Here is a 19,603-nt window from a genome sequence, read left to right on the forward strand (position 1 = left end):
GTGGGCCGTCCCTGACGCCGGCCGTGGCTCAGCGGGGGCGGGGCGAGGTGGCGACCGTGGTGCGGGAGGGTGCGGCCGGCTCCGGGGCGGTGTGCGGGTCCGGCTCGGGGTCGTGGGAGCGGCGCTTGGCGATCACCGCGCACACCATGAGCTGCATCTGGTGGAACAGCATCAGCGGCAGCACGGCGAGGGAGGCGTGCGCGCCGAACAGGACGCTCGCCATGGGCAGCCCCGAGGCGAGGGACTTCTTCGACCCGGCGAACTGGATGGCGATGCGGTCCTCGCGGGAGAAGCGCAGCGCCTTCGCGCCGTACCAGGTCAGCAGCAGCATCACGGCGAGCAGCACGGCCTCCACGGCGAGCAGCGCGCCGAGCCGGGCGGGGCTGACCTGGTGCCAGATGCCCTGGACCATGCCGGCGCTGAAGGCGGTGTAGACGACGAGGAGGATCGAGCCGCGGTCGACGTAGCCGAGGACCTTCTTGTGCCGGGCGACGAAGTCGCCGATCCAGGGCCGCAGCAGCTGCCCGGCGACGAACGGCACCAGCAGCTGCAGGACGATCTTCACCAGGGAGTCGGCGGAGAAGCCGCCGCCGCTGCCGCCGAGCAGGCCGGCCGCGAGCAGCGGGGTGACGACGATCCCGACGAGGGAGGAGAAGGAGCCCGCACAGATCGCGGCGGGCACGTTGCCGCGGGCGATGGAGGTGAACGCGATCGACGACTGGATGGTGGACGGCACCAGCGTCAGGAAGAGCAGGCCCTGGTAGAGGGGGTGCGTCAGCAGGACCGGGACCAGGGCGCGCGAGGCCAGGCCCAGCGCCGGGAAGATGACGAAGGTGCAGGCCAGGACGGTGACGTGGAGGCGCCAGTGGCGCAGGCCGTCCAGGGCCTCGCGGGTGGACAGGCGGGCGCCGTAGAGGAAGAAGAGGAACGCGATCGCCGCGGTGGAGGCGCCGGAGGCGACGTCGGCGGCCGTGCCGCGGGCGGGCAGCAGGGCGGCGAGGCCCACCGTCCCGAGCAGCAGCAGGATGTACGGGTCGATCGGCATCCAGCGCGGCCAGTGCAGGCGTTTCACGGTGCTCCACGTACTTCGTCGGCGATCTGCGCACCCCGCGGGTCCCCGGTGTCGGGGGCCTGAGGGCTCTCCTCCATCGTGCTCCCGGACGCGCCGATCGGGAATCCGGCATACCGTTCTGACTGTCATCACGAACGACGATCACCGGCTACGGTGGGCGGTGTGTACGACCCCTCCCAGCTGCGGACCTTCCTCGCCGTGGCGCAGACGCTGAGCTTCACGCAGGCGGCGCGGCGGCTCGGGCTGCGCCAGTCCACGGTCAGCCAGCACGTGCGCCGCCTGGAGGAGGCGACCGGGCGGACGCTGTTCGACCGGGACACGCACTCGGTGGAGCTGACCGAGGACGGTGAGGCGATGCTCGGCTTCGCGCGGCGGATCCTGGAGGTGCACGAGCAGGCGGCGGCCTTCTTCACCGGCACGCGGCTGCGCGGCCGGCTGCGGTTCGGGGCGTCGGAGGACTTCGTGCTGACCCGGCTCCCGGAGATCCTGGAGGGCTTCCGGCACGACCACCCCGAGGTCGACCTGGAGCTGACGGTGGAGCTGTCCGGCACCCTGCACGAGCGGCTCGCGGCGGGCCGGCTCGACCTGGTGCTGGCCAAGCGGCGGCCGCAGGATCCGCGCGGTGAGCTGGTGTGGCACGACGAGTTGGTGTGGATCGGCGCAGAGCGGCTGCGCCTTGAGCCGGACCGGCCGGTGCCGCTGATCGTGTACCCGCCGCCGGGCATCACCCGGGCGCTGGCCCTGGAGGCGCTGCAGCGGCAGGGGCGGCCGTGGCGGATCGCGTGCACGAGCGGCAGCCTGAACGGGCTGATCGCCGCCGCGCGGGCGGGTCTCGGGGTGATGGCGCACTCGCGCGGGCTGATCCCGCCCGGGCTGGTGCGGGTGCCGGACCGGTCCGGGCTGCCGGAGCTGGGCGGGGTGGACTTCGTGCTGGTGCACGGCCGGCGCGGCGGCGCCGCGCAGGAGGCGGCCGACGCGCTGGCGGCGGCGGTCCTCGCGGGCGGGGACCGGCTGCAGCGCCGTCAGCGGACCGGTATCGGATAGGTCAGCTGCTTGACGCGGCGCAGGAACGGGCTGGCCTCCACGTGCTGCACCCCGGCGAGCCCGCCGAGGGGGCCGCTGAGATAGGCGTACAGCTCGGCCGTGCTGCACACCACGGCGGTCGCGGTGATGTTCGACGGGCCGGCGGTCGCGGCGGCGTGCGCGATCTGGTCGTGGCCGGCGAGCGCCTCGCCGACCGCGGTGAGCGCGGCCGGGGTGGTGGTGATCCACAGGGCGGCGGCGGTGGGGAAGCCGAGCGTCTCGGAGTGGTACTCGACGTCGATGTAGACGGCGCCGGAGCCGAGCAGTGCGGCGATGCGTCGTTTGACGGCGGATTCGGAGCGGCCGGTGGCCCGCATCAGCTCGGGGTACCCGGCGCGCCCGTCGCGTTCCAGCACCGCCAGCAGGGGTTCGTCGGCGGGGTCGATGCGGGCCTCGCCGGGCTCGGGGGCCGGCTCGGGACGCAGGGCGGCGATCTCGTCCGGGGCGAGCAGGCCGAACTTGCCGAGCCAGCCGCTCGGGCCGCCGTAGAAGCGGTGCAGCATCTGGTGGGCGCGGATCTCCAGCACGCGCGGGGTGCGGGGCAGTTTGCCGAGCAGCAGGTCGTCGCGGTCGCCGGCGCTGCGCGGGCGGGTGCCGCAGACGATCTCGGTGCCGCCCGCGGCGAGGCCGATCCAGTTGGTGTCCGGCCGCTTGGCGAGCGCGTCGGCGATGGTGAGGGCGGCGTCGGGGACACAGCGCAGTCGCAGCGTCCACTGGTCGTGGCCGAGCCGCTCGGCGTCGCGCACCGCCACCACCCTCAGGCCCGCCTCGGCGCACAGCCGCCGGTAGCGGCGGGCGACGGTCTGGTCGGACACGCCGAGGACCGCGCCGAGCCGGCTGAAGGAGGCCCGGGCGTTGACCTCCAGCGCGCACAGCAGGCGCACGTCCAGCTCGTCGAGGATGTCGGATTCCATCTGCAGCACGGCCGCCTCCGTCGGGTTCCGTCGCGCTGATGCCGGTTTCCGCTGCGATCGGCCGCGACGGGGTCATCGTACGGAATCGGACCACACACGGACGCGTGAGGAGAGAAGGACATGCGCACATGGGGGCCGCTGACAGCGGTGTGCCTGGGGACGTTCATGCTGCTGCTGGACGTGACCATCGCGGTGGTCGCGCTGCCGGACATGGCGAAGGGGCTGCACGCGTCGCTGAGCGATCTGCAGTGGGTGATGGACGGCTACGCGCTGGCGCTGGCCGCGCTGCTGCTCGGGGTCGGCGCCGCGGCCGACGTGCTCGGGCGGCGGCGGGTGCACGTGGCGGGGATCGCGCTGTTCGCGGCGGCGTCGCTGTGGTGCGGGCTGGCGACCGGGCCGGGGATGCTGGTCGCCGCGCGCTGTGTGCAGGGCGTGGGGGCGGCGGCGATGTTCGCGACGACGCTGCCGCTGCTGGGCTCGGTGTACCAGGGGCGGCGGCGGTCGGTGGCGCTCGGTGTGTGGGGCGCGGTGAGCGGGGCCGCCGCCGCGGTCGGGCCGGTGCTGGGCGGGCTGCTGACGGACGGGCCGGGCTGGCGGTGGATCTTCTTCGTGAACCTGCCGGTGAGCGTGGCCGCGGTGGCGCTGACGCTGCGGGTGGTGCCGGAGTCGCGCGCCGAGCGGGCGCGGCGGGTCGACGTGGCGGGCACGGTGACGTTCGCGGGCTTCGCCGGGGCGCTGACGTACGGGGCGGTGCGGGCCGGGTCGCACGGCTGGACGGAGCGCGGGACGCTGCTGTCGTTCGGGCTGGCGCTGCTGGCGCTGGTGTGCTTCGTCGTGGTGGAGCGGCGGGTGGCCGATCCGCTGCTGGACCCGCGGCTGTTCCTGCGGCCGGCGTTCGCCGGGGTGATGGTGGGGGCGTTCGCCTTCAACGCGGCGGCGTTCTCCGTGATGGCGTACACCTCGATCTGGTTGCAGACGCTGCTGGGGATGAGCCCGGTGCGCGGTGGTGTGGTGTTCCTGTGGCTGTCGCTGGCGTCGTTCGTGGTGGCCGCGGCCGGGGGCCGGCTGCTGCACGGGGTGCCGGCGCGGCTGACCGTGGGCGGCGGGCTGCTGCTGATCGCCGCCGGCCAGTTCTGCACGGCGGTGCTGGACGCGGGGTCGACGGCGACGACGCTGGTGCCGGGTCTGGTGCTGGTGGGCGTCGGTACGGGGCTGGTGTCGCCGGGCATCGCGGGCGCGGCGCTGGCCGTGGTGGAGCCGGAGCGGGCCGGCATGGCGGGCGGCGCGGTCAACACCTTCCGCCAGCTCGGGTACGCGCTCGGCATCGCCGTGTTCGGCACGGTGCTGACCTCGCGGATGCAGGACGCGCTGCCGCACGACGCGGCGCACGCCCTGGCCGGCGGCGGCGCGGGCGGGCTGCGCGGCGCGTTCCCGGAGCACGCCCTGCGGTCGGCGTTCGCCTCCGGCCTGAACGCGGCCTCGGTCGCCGCCGCGGTGGTGGCCCTGGCGGGCGGGGTGCTGGTGCTCGCGCTGGTGCGGGCGCCGCGCGGGCCGCGGGCCGCTGTGACGGAATCGGCGCCCGCGACGCTGGAGGAAGTGACGGCACAGCCGCGGGGGTGAGACCGCGCCCGCGCGGTGACAGGGTCGTACGGAGTCGTACAGATTCGGTGGAGATTACGGCCCCGAAACTTACGGAACCGTCGGTTTTCTGTCCGACCCTTCCCCATGTGAGCCCATTTTCCTCCCGTGACCAGCACGGTCGTGAGCGCTGCTCGCTTTCGCCGCCCCTCCCGGCGCTGTGCCGGGTGGGGTAGCTTTCACGGCGCTGTGCGGGGCGCCACAAGTGAGCCGAGCACCAAGGAGCGGGGAGCGGGGTTTGCGCGAGTACACCAACCCTCCGTTGGCGTCGGCACCGCCGGTGGGCGGTCTGGCCGACGTCGTCTTCCGGCATGCCGAGACCGATCCGCAGCACATCGCCCTGGGCCGCAAGGACACTGAAGGCGTGTGGCGGGACGTGACCTCCGCCGAGTTCCGCGACGAGGTGCTCGCGCTGGCCAAGGGGCTGCTGGCGAGCGGCATCCGGTTCGGGGACCGCGTCGCGATCATGTCCCGCACCCGGTACGAGTGGACGCTGTTCGACTTCGCGCTGTGGACGATCGGCGCGCAGGTGGTGCCGGTGTACCCGACGTCCTCGGCGGAGCAGTGCTTCTGGATGCTGTACGACGCCGAGTGCACGGCCGCGATCGTGGAGCACGAGGACCACGCGATGACGATCGCCACCGTCATCGACCGGCTGCCGCGGCTGCGCCGGCTGTGGCAGCTGGACTCGGGCGCCGTGCGGGAGCTGTACGACGCGGGCGCCCACCTCGACGACGACATGGTGCACCGGCACCGCGAGGCGGTCACCCCGGAGACCGTGGCGACGATCATCTACACCTCCGGCACCACCGGCCGGCCCAAGGGGTGCGTCCTCACCCACGGCAACTTCATGATCGAGGCGGACACCGTCATCGAGCGGTGGGAGCCGGTGTTCCACTCCAAGAAGGGCGACGAGGCGGCCACCCTGCTGTTCCTGCCGCTCGCGCACGTCTTCGGGCGGATGGTGGAGGTCGCCGCGATCCGCGGCCGGGTCCGCTTCGGCCACCAGCCGCAGCTGAACGCGGCCGCGCTGCTGCCGGACCTCCAGGCGTTCAAGCCGACGTTCATCCTGGCCGTGCCGTACATCTTCGAGAAGGTGTTCAACGCGGCGCGGCGCAAGGCGGAGAAGGAGGGCCGCTCCGGGCCGTTCGAGAAGGCGGTCGACGTGGCGGTGAAGTACGCCGACGCACTGGAGGCCAAGGCCTGGGGCATCGGCCCCGGCCCGTCGGCGGGGCTGCGGATGCAGCACCAGTTCTTCGACAAGCTGGTGTACGCCAAGGTCCGCGCGGCGATGGGCGGCCGCATACGGAACGCGATGTCCGGCGGTTCGGCGATGGACCGCCGGCTGGGGCTGTTCTTCGCGGGCGCGGGCGTGCAGATCTACGAGGGGTACGGCCTGACCGAGTCGACGGCGGCGGCGACCGCCAATCCGCCCGAGCGCACCCGCTACGGCACCGTCGGGCAGCCGATCCCCGGGGTGACCGTGCACATCGCCGACGACGGTGAGATCTGGCTGCGCGGCGGCAACATCTTCCAGGGCTACCTCAACAACCCCAAGGCCACCGACCAGGCGCTGCACGACGGCTGGCTCGCCACCGGCGACCTCGGCTCCCTCGACGAGGACGGCTATCTCACCATCACCGGCCGCAAGAAGGAGATCCTCGTCACCTCCGGCGGCAAGAGCGTCTCGCCGGGCGTGCTGGAGGAGCGGGTGCGCGAGCATCCGCTGGTCAACCAGTGCATCGTGGTCGGCAACGACCGCCCGTTCGTCGCCGCGCTGGTCACCCTCGACCAGGAGGCCGTCGAGCACTGGCTCCAGATGCGCGGCAAACCCCGGATGAGCCCGGCCGAACTGGTGCGCGACGCGGACCTGGAGACCGAGGTGCGCCGCGCGGTCGTCGCCGCGAACACCCTGGTCTCGCAGGCCGAGTCGATCCGCACCTTCCGCATCCTCGCCCAGCCGTTCACCGAGGAGCACGGACTGCTCACGCCGTCGCTGAAGCTGAAGCGCAAGGCGATCGAGAAGACGTACGAACGCGAGGTCGAGGCGCTGTACCGGGCGTAGCGCCGGACCGGGTGCAGCGCCGGACCGGGTGTAGCGCTCGCCACGGATTTCCCGGTCAGGAATGCATCACCGCCCGTGATCGTTGACCATGGGTGTACCACCTGACGGACAACCGAAGGATCGAGAGCTCGTGAGCAGCAAGGTCCCCCCGATCACCCTGAACAACGGCGTCGAGATGCCCCAGCTGGGCTTCGGCGTGTGGCAGGTGCCGGACGACGAGGCGGAGCGGGCCGTCGCCACCGCGCTTCAGGCCGGGTACCGCAGCATCGACACGGCGGCGATCTACGGGAACGAGGAGGGCACCGGCCGGGCCATCGCCGCCTCGGGCCTGCCCCGTGAGGACATCTTCGTCACCACCAAGCTCTGGAACAGCGACCAGGGGTACGACTCCACCCTGCGGGCCTTCGACACCTCGCTCGCCAAGCTGGGCCTGGACTACGTCGACCTGTACCTGATCCACTGGCCGCTGCCGGGCCGCGACCGTTACGTCGACACCTACAAGGCGTTCGAGAAGCTGCACGCCGACGGCCGGATCCGCGCGATCGGCGTCTCCAACTTCCTGCCGGAGCACCTGGAGCGGCTGATCGCCGAGACGTCGGTGATCCCTGCGGTCAACCAGATCGAGCTGCACCCCTACCTGCAGCAGCACGCGGCCCGTGAGTACCACGCCGAGCAGGGCATCGCCACCGAGGCGTGGTCGCCGCTGGGTTCGGGCAAGGGTCTGCTGGAGGTCCCGGCGATCGTGGCGATCGCGCGCAAGCACGGCCGCACCCCCGCCCAGGTGGTGCTGCGCTGGCACCTGCAGACCGGCAACGTCGTGATCCCGAAGTCGGTGACGCCGTCCCGCATCGAGGAGAACATCAGCGTGTTCGACTTCTCCCTGGACGACGAGGACCTCGCCGCGATCAGCGCGCTCAACGAGGACCGGCGCCTGGGTCCCGACCCGGCCACCTTCGACCTGGGCTGAGCACCGTCGCGGCGGCGCCGCGCCCCGGATACCGCGGTGCCGGGGCGCGGCGCCCGCGCATGTCGCGCAGCGGCCGGGAACCTCTCGCGGGCCCGGCTCGTCCCCTCACTGTGCGCACCCGACGACTGACCCTCACCGCGGCCGGTGCCGCCGCCGTGCTCGCCGCCGCGACGGCCGGCTGCACCGGTGCCCCGGCCGGCACCCAGGAGGGCGGGGTGAGCGCCGCCGAGCTGCTGGCGAAGACCCGCACCTGCCACCGCATATCCCACGGCACCTACCGCACCGACCAGGAGAAGCGGCCCTCGGTCCAGGTGTGCGGGGCGCGGGGCGCGGTGTTCTTCACCGCGGACCTGGACGTCGACTGCGACGGGCAGCGCACGGAGCGGTGCAACGAGCGCACCGACCCCTGGTACCAGGACGACACCGCCTACCACGACTCGGCCGGCCGGCCGCTGCGCGCGGACCGGCTGCCGTACGTGGTGATACCGGGCCCGAGCGGCGTCTGGGACCACCGCTCGGCGGGCGTCGAGGGCGGCAGTGTCGTCGCGGTGATCCGCGGCGACCGGGTGCACTACGCGGTGGTCGGCGACACCGGCCCGAAGGAGATCATCGGCGAGGCCTCCCACGCCACCGCCCGGGCCCTGGACATCGACCCGGACCCGGCCCGGGGCGGCACCGACGAGCCCGTCACCTACGTGGTGTTCACCGGCCCCCGGGTGCGGCCGATCGAGAGCCACGACGCGGCGGTCGACCTCGGCGACCGGCTGGCCCGGGAGTTCGTCCGGACCGGCTGAAGCCCGCTAGTTGGGCTGGCCCAGCGGCCGTACCACGACGGTGTTGACGTCGACGCCCTCCGGCTGTCCGATCGCCCAGGTGACCGACTCGGCGATCTGGTCGGCGGTGAGCAGATGGCCGGGCGGCAGGCTGCCGTAGGAGTCCCAGAACGGGGTCTCCACCCGGCCGGGCGCGATCAGCGTCACGCCGATGCCCAGCTCGGTGACCTCGCGGCGGGCGTTCTCGGCGAGCCCGGTCACCGCCCACTTCGTCGCGCCGTAGATGTTGCCGGGGGTGTGCACGAACCCGGCCACGCTGCCGACCAGCACGATCCGGCCGCGGGTCTCCTTCAGCGCCTCGACCGAGGCACGGATCAGCAGCGCCGGGCCGAGCACGTTGGTCAGCACCATCTCCGTCCAGCCGGCCGGGTCGCCGGTGGCGACGCTGTCATGGGTGGCGAAGCCGGCGTTGGCGACGACGGTGTCGAGACGGCCGTACGTCTTGAGCGTCTGCTCGACGGCGGCGGCGACGTCGCCGTACTCGGCCGCGCTGCCGGTGATCGTCAGCAGTTCCTGCGGGTTGCCGAGTCCCTCGGCGAAGTCCCGCAGCCGCTGTGCGCCGCGGCCGACGACGGCCACCCTCCAGCCGCCGTCCAGCAGCCGCCGCGCGACGGCCGCGCCGATGCCGCTGCCGCCGCCGGTGATGAGCGCGACCTTGGACTCGGACATGTGTGCCCCCTGTGTCGTTCCGGCCGGCCGGACGGACCCGGTCGGCCTGGTACGCGGGGAGTCCATCACTTGGAGCGCGCTCCAAGTCAAGGCACGCGGGCGGCGGCCGGTGTTCAGTGCGGCTTGACCGCCGTGTGCACGGTGTGGGCGGCGAGCACGAACAGGTCGGGGCGGCGGTGGACGCTCGCCGGGTCCTCCGGGTCGAGGAGGCGGTCGACGGTGGCGCGGTCCTCGGCGTCGAGGCCGTCGCCGACGGTCTCGCGCAGCCGGCCCAGCCAGGTGGCGACCAGGGTGCGGGCCCGGTCGGGAACCGGTGCGGGCAGGTCGAGCAGGAAGCTGCGGGTGCGGGTGTGCTTGAGGCCGACCGAGGTCAGCAGCGCGGGCCAGTCCTCCGTCACGGGGACGCTGCCGGGCAGCTCGGCCCGCATCCGCGCGAACCACTCCTCCTCCAGCGCGTCCAGTCGCGCCTGCAGGCCGGGCCGGCCGAAGCCGAGGTCGCGGGGCAGATAGCGGGCGGGCAGGCCCCCCTCCATCAGGGCCAGCGTGCCGTCGGGCGCGAGCCGTTCGGCGAACGCGGCCAGGGCGGCCCGCTGGTCGCCCAGGTGGTGCAGGCTCCGGCTGGCCCACAGCAGGTCGGCGGGATAGTCCAGCTCGTCCAGGGCCTGCGGCAGCTCACCGGCCACGGTGCCGAAGCGGTCGGCGACACCGGTGCGCTCGGCGCGCGCCCGTGCGCGCTCCAGCAGCTCCTCGGAGCCGTCCACGGCGAACACGCGGGCGCCCGGGAAGGTCTCCGCGAACAGGCAGGAGATCACGCCCGGCCCGCTGCCCGCGTCCACGATCAGCCCCGGCTCGGTCACCTCCTTGCCCAGCCAGGCCAGCGCCCGCTCGTACAGCGGGGTGTACAGCTCGGCCTGCGCTTCGAGGTGCGCGGCCATCGCGGCCCAGTCGATGTCGGTGCCGTGGGCGTGATGGGCGTGCCCGGTCTGCGGGGTGCCGGGGCCGTGTGCCGCGTCGGGGGTGTGGTGGTCGTGCGCCATGGGGTCAGCCTCTCGTCCGGATGCCGACAGCGTGCGCCGACGCACCGCCGGACGGCCACTCCGTTTGCCGGGACGGCAAACAGGCGCGGGCAGCGGTTTCCGGACACGGCGGTCCGCCGGGACCGGTCCCTCTCGGGCCGGCCCCGGCGGATCGTCACGGCGCTACAGCGCCGGGTAGGCGTTCTTCATCAGCTCCTGGAACTGGGCGGAGAACCACTTGCCGGCCAGCGGCGAGTTGGGCAGCGCACCGGTCGGGTTGTTGCCGTTGCGGGCGTTGCCGCCGTACGTCGGGTCGCACATCCGGTCGAAGCCCTTCCCCTCGTCGTTGGAGATGGCCGTGCTCGACCCGTCCGACTCCCCCGGCGGCTTGACCCACACGTAGGCGTCGATGCCGGCGGCGGGCGCCGCGGTGGGCCGTTCGCCGAGTCCGGCGCCGCTCTGGTTGCACCAGTTGCCGGCGTGGATGCGGCGGTCGATGCGGCCGCCGTCGACGTAGGCGTCGACCGAGGTCGTGGGACCGGCGGCGGTGGGCCGCGCCGAGCCGCCCCAGCCGTTGCGGGAGGTGTCGACCAGCATGCCCAGGCCGGAGTTGAAGCCGACCGAGACGAGCTTGGTGCGCAGCGCCTGCGCGAAGGACTGCTCGTCCACGTACCAGTTCCAGTCGATCCACTTGGACTGGCGCACGGTCTGCCCGTTCACCGAGTCGGTGATCTTGACGAACGGCTCCTTGGTGGCCCCGTAGTTGGCCGTGTTGACGATGAAGCCGGTGACGTCGTTCACGCTCGCGCCGTTGGTGGTCGCGACCTTGTAGAACTCCTGGACGGTCGGGTCGAAGTTGCTGTCCCAGCCCAGCCAGGCGTGGTGACCGGCGTCGATGTAGTTGTAGACGTTGGGGATGGCGCCCAGCTTGTCGAGGGCGTAGCTCACGCCCTTCTCGTAGTTGCCGTTGGCCTTCATGGTCGCGCAGGCGTCGGTGCTGCCCGCGGTGCCGCCGGCGTTGGTGACCAGGTTGGGCAGGGAGTCCGGCTCGATGACGGTGGCGATGCGCAGGCCCGCGTACTTGGAGTCGGAAAGGATCGACGCGATCGGGTCGATGTACTGCGACTTGTACTTGTCGAGCTCGGTCGGGCCGAGCTCGCCGTTGGAGGCGAGGGCCGCGCAGTCACGTCCGGGCAGGTCGTAGATGACCAGCTGGATGACGAGCTGGCCGGAGCCCTTCTGCTTCAGGGCCTCGTCGAGGTGGGCGCGCAGGCCCATGCCGCCGTTGACGCCGTTGATGGCGGCGATCCGGTCCAGCCAGACCGCGGTGGACTGGTTGGCGACGCGGCTGCCGCCCGGCTCGGCGGCGGCGTGGGCCGACCACTCGGGGTTCACGTAGCCCTTGGCGCCCACGAAGGGGTTGTCGACCTTGCCGGAGGGGTCGGTCGGGGTGGGCGTCGGGTCCGTCGGCGTGGGCGTCGGGTCGGTCGGGGTCGGGGTGGGCGTGCCGCCGGAGTCGGTGTTGCAGGTGACGCCGTCGAGGGTGAACGTGGCGGGCACGGCGTTGCTGCCGCTGTAGCTGCCCTGGAAGCCGAAGCTGACCGAACCGCCGCCGGCCAGGCTGCCGTTGTAGGACTCGTTGGCGGCGGTGACGTTGGTGCCGGACTGGGTGACCTTGGCGTTCCAGGCGTTGGTCACCTTCTGGGTGCCGGCGTACGTCCACTTCACCGCCCAACTGCTCTTGGCGGCGCCGTTGTTGGTGACGGTGACGTTGGTGGTGAAACCGCTGCCCCAGTCGTTCTGGACCTTGTAGTCCACGGTACAGGCGGGGGCGGCCGCGGCGGCGCCGGCCGGGACGACGGCGAGGGCCGTCGCGGTGGATCCGGCGGTCAGCGTGAGCGCCGCTATCAGGGCAAGTCTCGTACGACTCATAGGTGCGGGTTTCCTTCTGAGTGACGGGAGTTCTCCGGGGGACACCGGTCGGCCCGGTGCCGGAGGGGGTCGGGTTCCGGCGTGGTCGAGGACCAGCGCGTGCGGAAGCGGTCAGGCGAACGCGCCGGCCTCACCGGTGTCCGGCGGGTCGGTCGGACCCGTCGGGTCCCGCGGGGAGGCGAGAGGGCCGGCGCCAAGGCGCGCACCGGCGGCCGACGGGTAAAAGTACTGAACGCGGGGGATGTCGCATGAGCGATTCCTTGCAGTTCGGCGCCGGGTGACGGACGCGTCGACTGGTGGAAGCGCTCCCACTGGTGCGAAGGAAGGTAGCGCCAAGTGACGGCGAAGAACAGAGGGTCGTCTGACCCTTTTTCAGGCGCACCCCCTCTGACCTGTGTCGAATCTTTTCGACTCTTCAACCCTCTTGACCGCTGTCATGCCCATACCCACCATGGGAGCGCTCCCACTGGTTCAAGCCTTGACTTCTCCGAGCCGCAAGGAGGAACCAGCACCATGCATCCCCCGCCCAGGAGGCGCAGAGTTGCGCGACGGCTGTGGACGGCCGCCGGCGCCGCTCTGGCGCTTCCGCTGTCGATGCTCGCCACCGGTGCGACGACCGCGCACGCGGCGGCGCTGCAGTGCAGCGTCGACTACAAGACCAACGACTGGGGCTCCGGCTTCACCGCGGACCTGACCCTGACCAACCGCGGTACCGACGCCATCAACGGCTGGACCCTGACCTACTCCTACTCGGGCAACCAGAAGCTGTCCAACGGCTGGAACGGCACCTGGAGCCAGTCAGGCCAGCAGATCACGGTGAAGAACGCCTCGTACAACGGGACCGTCGCCGCGGGCGCGGCCGTGAGCGCCGGGGCGCAGTTCACCTACAGCGGCACCAACACGGCGCCCACCTCCTTCGCGGTCAACGGCACCACCTGCGCCGGCGCGCACCAGCCGCCGGTCGCCGTGCTGACCAGCCCCACCGCGGGCGCGGTCTACACACAGGGCGACGCGGTGCCGCTCGCGGCCACCGCGGCGGCGGCCGACAACGCCACGATCAGCAAGGTGGAGTTCTACGACGACACCAAGCTGCTCGGCACGGACACCACCGCGCCGTACACCCTGTCGGCCACGGGGCTCGCCACCGGCAGCCACTCGCTGCTGGCGAAGGCCTACGACAGCCTGGGCGCGTCGGCGGAGTCCACGCCGGTCGGCATCACCGTCGCCGCGGGCCCGTCCGTGGTGGCCTCCACCAACCAGCTGGCCGTGCAGCAGGGCAAGACGGGTTCGTACGAGCTGAAGCTGTCGACGCAGCCGACCTCGAACGTCACCGTCACCACCGCGCGCACCGGCGGCAACACGGGCCTGAGCGTGACGGGCGGCGCCTCGCTCACCTTCACCCCGTCGAACTGGAACACGCCGCAGAAGGTGACGATCACCGCCGACGCCTCCGGCACCGGCGCGGCCACCTTCGAGTCGACGTCGCCGGGCCTGGCCAAGGCCGCGGTGACGGTGACCCAGATCGCGGCGACGAAGACCTACGACGCCCGCTTCCTGGATCTGTACGGCAAGATCACCAACCCGGCGAACGGCTACTTCTCCCCCGAGGGCATCCCCTACCACTCGGTGGAGACGCTGATCGTCGAGGCCCCGGACCACGGACACGAGACCACGTCCGAGGCGTACAGCTACCTGCTGTGGCTGCAGGCGATGTACGGCAAGGTCACGGGTGACTGGTCGAAGTTCAACGGCGCGTGGTCGATCATGGAGAAGTACATGATCCCCACCCACGCCGACCAGCCGACGAACTCCTTCTACAACGCCTCCAAGCCGGCGACGTACGCGCCGGAGTACGACACCCCGAACGAGTACCCGGCCAAGCTCGACTCCGGTGTCTCGGTCGGTTCGGACCCGATCGCCGGTGAACTGAAGTCGGCGTACGGCACCGACGACGTCTACGGCATGCACTGGATCCAGGACGTCGACAACGTCTACGGCTACGGCAACGAGCCCGGCAAGTGCGAGGCCGGTCCGACGGCCACCGGCCCGTCGTACATCAACACCTTCCAGCGGGGTCCGCAGGAGTCGGTGTGGGAGACGATCCCGCAGCCGACCTGCGACGCCTTCAAGTACGGCGGTACCAACGGCTACCTGGACCTGTTCACGGGCGACTCGTCCTACGCCAAGCAGTGGAAGTTCACCAACGCCCCGGACGCCGACGCGCGTGCGGTGCAGGCCGCCTACTGGGCCGACGTGTGGGCCAAGCAGCAGGGCAAGGGCTCCGACGTGTCCGCGACGGTCGCCAAGGCCGCGAAGATGGGCGACTACCTGCGGTACGCGATGTACGACAAGTACTTCAAGAAGATCGGCAACTGCGTCGGTCCGTCCGCCTGCCCGGCGGGCACCGGCAAGGACGCCTCGCACTACCTGCTGTCCTGGTACTACGCCTGGGGCGGTGCCACCGACACCTCCGCGGGCTGGGCCTGGCGCATCGGCTCCAGCCACACCCACGGCGGCTACCAGAACCCCCTGGCCGCCTACGCGCTCAGCTCCTACGCCGACCTGAAGCCGAAGTCGGCGACGGGCCAGCAGGACTGGGCCAAGTCGCTCCAGCGCCAGCTGGAGTTCTACCGGTGGCTGCAGTCCAGCGAGGGCGGCATCGCGGGCGGCGCGACCAACAGCTGGGCGGGCCGGTACGCCACGCCTCCGTCCGGTACGTCGACCTTCTACGGCATGTACTACGACCCCGCGCCGGTCTACCACGACCCGCCGTCCAACCAGTGGTTCGGCTTCCAGGCGTGGTCGATGGAGCGGGTGGCGGAGTACTACCAGCAGACGGGTGACGCCAACGCCAAGGCCGTGCTGGACAAGTGGGTGAAGTGGGCGCTGTCCAAGACCACGATCAACCCGGACGGCACCTACCTGATCCCCTCCACGCTCCAGTGGTCGGGCCAGCCCGACACCTGGAACGCCTCCAGCCCGGGCTCCAACGCGGGCCTGCACGTGACGGTCGCCGACTACACCAACGACGTCGGTGTGGCCGCCGCGTACGCCAAGACGCTGACGTACTACGCCGCCAAGTCCGGTGACACGGCGGCCAAGACGACGGCGAAGGCGCTGCTCGACGGCATGTGGGCGAACTACCAGGACGCGCTCGGCATCGCGGTTCCGGAGACCCGCACCGACTACAACCGCTTCGACGACGGCGTGTACGTCCCGAGCGGCTGGAGCGGCAAGATGCCCAACGGCGACACGATCAACTCGTCGTCGACCTTCATGTCCCTGCGGTCCTTCTACAAGAACGACCCGGCCTGGTCGAAGATCCAGAGCTACCTCGCCGGCGGGGCCGCGCCGGTCTTCACGTACCACCGGTTCTGGGCGCAGGCGGACATCGCCCTCGCCATGGGTTCGTACGCGGAGCTTCTCGAATAGTCCCCGCGGGGCGCTCCGCGGGTCGGGCGGTTGTCCGGCTGCGGGCCGGTTGTGGCCGGTCGCGCAGTTCCCCGCGCCCCTGGGGGCGTGGTGGTCACCGCCCGCTCCCCGCGGAGCCGCCTGACAGCTCCGTGTACGAGGTCCCGCTCCCTGACGGCGGGACCGACCGGCCGGGCGGCTCCTCCCGCACAGGGGCCGCCCGGCATCTTTCACCCCTCCTGGAAAGCGCTTACCCCCCTCTCTCTCTCCGTTTCGCCGAAAGGACCCCTCCGTGCGAAGAACCCGTGTCCTCGCGGCCGTTCTGGCGCTCGGCGCCGGGCTGGTCGTGGGCGCGCCGCCCGTGCTCGCCGCCGGCTCGCCCGCCCCGCGGGCAGCCGTCGCGGCCGAGTCGTACACCTGGAAGAACGCCCGCATCGACGGCGGCGGCTTCGTCCCCGGCATCGTCTTCAACCGCAAGGAGAAGAACCTCGCCTACGCCCGCACCGACATCGGCGGCGCCTACCGCTGGCAGCAGTCGACGAAGACCTGGACGCCGCTGCTGGACTCCGTCGGCTGGAACGACTGGGGGCACACCGGCGTGGTGAGCCTCGCCACCGACTCCGTCGACCCGAACAGGGTCTACGCGGCGGTCGGCACGTACACCAACGGCTGGGACCCGGGCAACGGGGCCGTGCTGCGCTCCGCCGACCGCGGCGCCAGCTGGCAGAAGGCGGACCTGCCGTTCAAGCTGGGCGGCAACATGCCCGGCCGCGGCATGGGCGAGCGCCTGGCCGTCGACCCGAACAAGAACAGCGTGCTGTACCTGGGCGCGCCCAGCGGCAAGGGCCTGTGGCGGTCCACGGACTCCGGCGCGACCTGGTCGCAGGTGACCAACTTCCCCAATGTGGGCAACTACGTGGCCGATCCGGGCGACACCTCCGGCTACGGCAACGACAACCAGGGCATCGTCTGGGTCACCTTCGACGAGTCGACCGGCAGCGCGGGCAGCGCCACGAAGACGCTCTACGTGGGGGTCGCCGACAAGGCCAACGCGGTGTACCGGTCGACGGACGCGGGCGCCACCTGGCAGCGGCTCGCCGGGCAGCCGACGGGCTACCTCGCGCACAAGGGGGTGCTGGACGCCGTCAACGGTTATCTGTACCTCGCGTACAGCGACACGGGCGGCCCGTACGACGGCGGCAAGGGCCGGCTGATGCGGTACGCGACCGCCACCGGCACCTGGACGGACATCAGCCCGGTCGCCGAGGCCGACACCTACTACGGGTTCAGCGGGCTGACCGTCGACCGGCAGCACCCGGGCACCGTGATGGCGACGGCGTACAGCTCCTGGTGGCCGGACACGCAGATCTTCCGCTCGACGAACAGCGGGGCGAGCTGGACGAAGGCGTGGGACTACACGTCGTATCCCAACCGGGAGAACCGCTACACGATGGACGTGTCGTCCTCGCCGTGGCTGACCTGGGGCGCCAACCCGTCGCCGCCCGAGCAGACGCCGAAGCTGGGGTGGATGACCGAGGCGCTGGAGATCGACCCGTTCGACTCGGACCGCATGATGTACGGCACGGGCGCGACGATCTACGGCACCGAGGATCTGACCAAGTGGGACAGCGGGACCAAATTCACCGTGAAGCCGATGGTGCAGGGCCTGGAGGAGACCGCGGTCAACGACCTCGCCGCTCCCCCGGCGGGCGGCGCGACCCTGTTCAGCGCGCTCGGTGACATCGGCGGTTTCCGGCACACGGACCTGACCAAGGTGCCGTCGATGATGTACAGCTCGCCGAACTTCACCACGACGACCAGTGTCGACTTCGCCGAGAGCAACCCGGACACGGTGGTGCGGGTGGGCGACCTGGACTCCGGGCCGCACATCGCGTTCTCCACGGACAACGGCGCCAACTGGTTCGGCGGCAGCGACCCGTCGGGGGTCAGCGGCGGCGGCACGGTCGCGGCGGCGGCCGACGGCAGCCGGTTCGTGTGGAGCCCGCAGGGTGCGGGCGTGCAGTACACCACGGGCTTCGGCTCGTCGTGGCAGGCGTCGTCCGGCATCCCGGCGGGCGCGGTCGTCGAGTCCGACCGGGTCGACCCGAAGACGTTCTACGGTTTCAAGTCCGGCAAGTTCTACGTCAGTTCGGACGGCGGCGCCACCTTCACCGCGTCCGCGGCGACCGGGCTGCCCGCCGGGGACAGCGTCCGCTTCAAGGCGCTGCCCGGCACCAAGGGCGACGTGTGGCTGGCGGGCGGCGCGAGCGACGGGGCGTACGGCCTGTGGCACTCCACGGACGGCGGCGCCAGCTTCGCCAAGCTGGCGAACGTCGAGCAGGCCGACACCGTCGGTTTCGGCAAGGCGGCCACGGGGGCGTCGTACCAGACGCTGTACACCAGCGCGAAGATCGGCGGGGTGCGGGGCATCTTCCGCTCCACCGACAAGGGAGTGACCTGGACCCGGATCAACGACGACGCCCACCAGTGGGGCTGGACCGGCGCGGCGATCACCGGCGATCCGCGGGTGTACGGGCGGGTGTACGTCTCGACCAACGGGCGGGGCGTGATCTACGGCGACACCTCCGACACGGGCGGCGGCACCGGCGGAGGCGGCGGGGGCGGTACGGATCCGACGCCCACACCGACGCCCACGGGTGCCTGCGCGGTGACGTACAAGATCACCAACCAGTGGTCGGGCGGCTTCCAGGCCGACGTGCAGCTGGCCAACACCGGTACGGCCGCCTGGAACGGCTGGTCGCTCGGCTGGTCCTTCGCCGACGGGCAGAAGGTCACCCAGCTGTGGAACGCCGGCTTCACCCAGTCGGGCGCGGCGGTGACGGTGAAGAACACCAGCTGGAACGGGACGGTCTCGGCGGGCTCGTCGGTGGGCTTCGGCTTCACCGGCAGCTGGTCGGGAACGAACACGAAACCGACCGCGTTCCGACTCGGCGACCAGACCTGCACGGTCAGCTGAGCGGCGAGGGGGGCGTGCCGGACGCGGCACGCCCCCCTCAGGTCAGGTCGCCGCGTCTCCGTCGGTGCGGTATCTCCGGGCCAGTTCCGTCACCGTGTCGGCCATGCGTGCGCGCAGTTCCGCCGGTTCCAGGACCTCGATGTCCGTGCCCAGGCGGAGGAATTCGGCGTGGGCGTGGTCGAGCGACTCGATGGGGACGCGGGCGAGGGTCCAGCCGTCCGGCTGGGGGTGGGCGGTGCGGTGGGCCGCTTCGGCCGCGGGGCCGGTCAGACGGGCGCCCGGGCCGAGGCGGACCAATGCCTCGGCGCGGTACAGGGCGCGGTGGAAGTCGCGCTGGTACGCCGTCCAGTAGGCGGCCAGGTCGAAGTCGGCGGGGCGGGTGAAGTCCTCGTCGGCCGGGGTGAGTTCGAGGATCTGGTCGACGCGGTAGGTGCGGGGGCCGGGAGCTGCGACGACGTACCAGCGGCCCGCCTTCAGGACCAGGCCCAGGGGTTCGAGGCGGCGCCGGACGTCGGTGGGTTCGCGCCAGCGGCGGTAGGTGACGTGCAGGACGCGGCTCCGCCAGACGGCGTCCGCGACGGCCGGGAGGTACGGCGTGTCGTCGGCGTCCGTGTACCAGCCGGGGGCGTCCAGGTGGAAGCGGCCGGCGACACGGTCGGCGTGGGTGCGCAGCTCGGCCGGGAGCGCGGCGCGGACCTTCAGCTGGGCGGCGGCGAGCACGGGGCCGAGGCCCAGCTCGGCGGCGGGGCCGGGGACGCCGGAGAGGAACAGCGCCTCGGCCTCCTGGGCGGTCAGACCGGTGAGGCGGGTGCGGTAGCCGTCGAGGAGGCGGTAGCCGCCGGCGTGGCCGGCGTCGCCGTACAGCGGAACACCGGCGGCGCTGAGCGCCTCGACGTCGCGGTAGACCGTGCGCACCGAGACCTCCAGCTCCTCGGCGAGCTGGGCGGCGGTCATCCGGCCGCGGGTCTGGAGCAGCAGGAGGAGGAAGACGAGTCGGCTGGACTTCACTGACACAGGATGTCAGGG

Annotated in this window: 13 protein-coding genes; 7 read left to right on the forward strand and 6 right to left on the reverse strand. The window is 72.0% G+C overall.

Annotation, left to right across the window (positions count from 1 at the left end; genetic code table 11):
* Positions 1-28: 28 nt before the first annotated feature.
* Complete coding sequence (locus tag IE308_RS05955; protein ID WP_190217377.1) at positions 29-1,045, reverse strand: bile acid:sodium symporter family protein; 1,017 nt, start codon at positions 1,043-1,045, stop codon at positions 29-31.
* Between the two features lie 189 nt (positions 1,046-1,234).
* Here IE308_RS05955 and IE308_RS05960 point away from each other — a divergent pair, with 189 nt between their 5' ends.
* Positions 1,235-2,116, forward strand: coding sequence for a LysR substrate-binding domain-containing protein (locus tag IE308_RS05960; RefSeq protein ID WP_190216876.1), 882 nt, complete (start codon positions 1,235-1,237; stop codon positions 2,114-2,116).
* Here the strand turns inward: IE308_RS05960 and IE308_RS05965 are convergent.
* On the reverse strand, positions 2,095-3,069 hold the full coding sequence (locus IE308_RS05965) for an Lrp/AsnC family transcriptional regulator (RefSeq protein WP_190217378.1): 975 nt from the start codon (positions 3,067-3,069) through the stop codon (positions 2,095-2,097). The genes IE308_RS05960 and IE308_RS05965 overlap by 22 nt on opposite strands.
* A gap of 120 nt (positions 3,070-3,189) precedes the next feature.
* On the opposite strand from IE308_RS05965, the gene IE308_RS05970 reads away from it, so the two are divergent.
* The 4 genes from IE308_RS05970 to IE308_RS05985 all read left to right on the forward strand — a co-directional run bounded on the left by IE308_RS05970 (position 3,190) and on the right by IE308_RS05985 (position 8,533).
* Complete coding sequence (locus tag IE308_RS05970) at positions 3,190-4,689, forward strand: MFS transporter (protein ID WP_190216877.1); 1,500 nt, start codon at positions 3,190-3,192, stop codon at positions 4,687-4,689.
* A 256-nt stretch (positions 4,690-4,945) separates the two neighbouring features.
* Entirely contained in the window at positions 4,946-6,772 is a 1,827-nt protein-coding gene (locus IE308_RS05975) for an AMP-dependent synthetase/ligase (RefSeq protein WP_190216878.1), read from the forward strand.
* A 130-nt stretch (positions 6,773-6,902) separates the two neighbouring features.
* Entirely contained in the window at positions 6,903-7,739 is an 837-nt protein-coding gene (locus IE308_RS05980) for an aldo/keto reductase (RefSeq protein WP_110632978.1), read from the forward strand.
* A gap of 110 nt (positions 7,740-7,849) precedes the next feature.
* Positions 7,850-8,533 (forward strand): glycoside hydrolase family 75 protein, encoded by a 684-nt coding sequence (locus IE308_RS05985; RefSeq protein WP_190216879.1) that lies wholly within the window; start codon positions 7,850-7,852, stop codon positions 8,531-8,533.
* A gap of 6 nt (positions 8,534-8,539) precedes the next feature.
* Here IE308_RS05985 and IE308_RS05990 read toward each other — a convergent pair whose 3' ends face one another.
* The 3 genes from IE308_RS05990 to IE308_RS06000 all read right to left on the reverse strand — a co-directional run bounded on the left by IE308_RS05990 (position 8,540) and on the right by IE308_RS06000 (position 12,189).
* A complete protein-coding gene (locus IE308_RS05990; protein ID WP_190216880.1) occupies positions 8,540-9,241 on the reverse strand; it encodes an SDR family oxidoreductase in 702 nt (233 codons plus the stop codon).
* Between the two features lie 113 nt (positions 9,242-9,354).
* Positions 9,355-10,278: a class I SAM-dependent methyltransferase gene (locus IE308_RS05995; protein ID WP_190216881.1), complete on the reverse strand. Its 924-nt coding sequence runs from the start codon at positions 10,276-10,278 to the stop codon at positions 9,355-9,357.
* A 162-nt stretch (positions 10,279-10,440) separates the two neighbouring features.
* Complete coding sequence (locus tag IE308_RS06000; RefSeq protein ID WP_190216882.1) at positions 10,441-12,189, reverse strand: glycoside hydrolase family 6 protein; 1,749 nt, start codon at positions 12,187-12,189, stop codon at positions 10,441-10,443.
* A 513-nt stretch (positions 12,190-12,702) separates the two neighbouring features.
* Between IE308_RS06000 and IE308_RS06005 the strand changes: the two genes are divergently transcribed.
* A complete protein-coding gene (locus tag IE308_RS06005) occupies positions 12,703-15,621 on the forward strand; it encodes a glycoside hydrolase family 48 protein (protein WP_190216883.1) in 2,919 nt (972 codons plus the stop codon).
* A gap of 271 nt (positions 15,622-15,892) precedes the next feature.
* Positions 15,893-18,577: a cellulose binding domain-containing protein gene (locus IE308_RS06010; RefSeq protein ID WP_190216884.1), complete on the forward strand. Its 2,685-nt coding sequence runs from the start codon at positions 15,893-15,895 to the stop codon at positions 18,575-18,577.
* A gap of 42 nt (positions 18,578-18,619) precedes the next feature.
* Here IE308_RS06010 and IE308_RS06015 read toward each other — a convergent pair whose 3' ends face one another.
* The gene (locus IE308_RS06015; protein WP_190216885.1) at positions 18,620-19,585 is read right to left on the reverse strand and encodes a helix-turn-helix transcriptional regulator; all 966 of its coding nucleotides are present in this window, start codon (positions 19,583-19,585) and stop codon (positions 18,620-18,622) included.
* Positions 19,586-19,603: the final 18 nt, after the last annotated feature.

It is taken from the genome of Streptomyces griseosporeus (assembly GCF_014656055.1).
GTDB lineage: Bacteria > Actinomycetota > Actinomycetes > Streptomycetales > Streptomycetaceae > Streptomyces > Streptomyces griseosporeus.

Coding starts and splice junctions, on each gene's coding strand:
- IE308_RS05990 (WP_190216880.1), bottom strand. CDS start 9,241: ATGTCCGAGTCCAAGGTCGCGCTCATCACCGGCGGCGGCAGCGGCATC.
- IE308_RS05995 (WP_190216881.1), bottom strand. CDS start 10,278: ATGGCGCACGACCACCACACCCCCGACGCGGCACACGGCCCCGGCACC.
- IE308_RS05970 (WP_190216877.1), top strand. CDS start 3,190: ATGCGCACATGGGGGCCGCTGACAGCGGTGTGCCTGGGGACGTTCATG.
- IE308_RS05955 (WP_190217377.1), bottom strand. CDS start 1,045: ATGCCGATCGACCCGTACATCCTGCTGCTGCTCGGGACGGTGGGCCTC.
- IE308_RS06005 (WP_190216883.1), top strand. CDS start 12,703: ATGCATCCCCCGCCCAGGAGGCGCAGAGTTGCGCGACGGCTGTGGACG.
- IE308_RS05965 (WP_190217378.1), bottom strand. CDS start 3,069: ATGGAATCCGACATCCTCGACGAGCTGGACGTGCGCCTGCTGTGCGCG.
- IE308_RS06000 (WP_190216882.1), bottom strand. CDS start 12,189: ATGAGTCGTACGAGACTTGCCCTGATAGCGGCGCTCACGCTGACCGCC.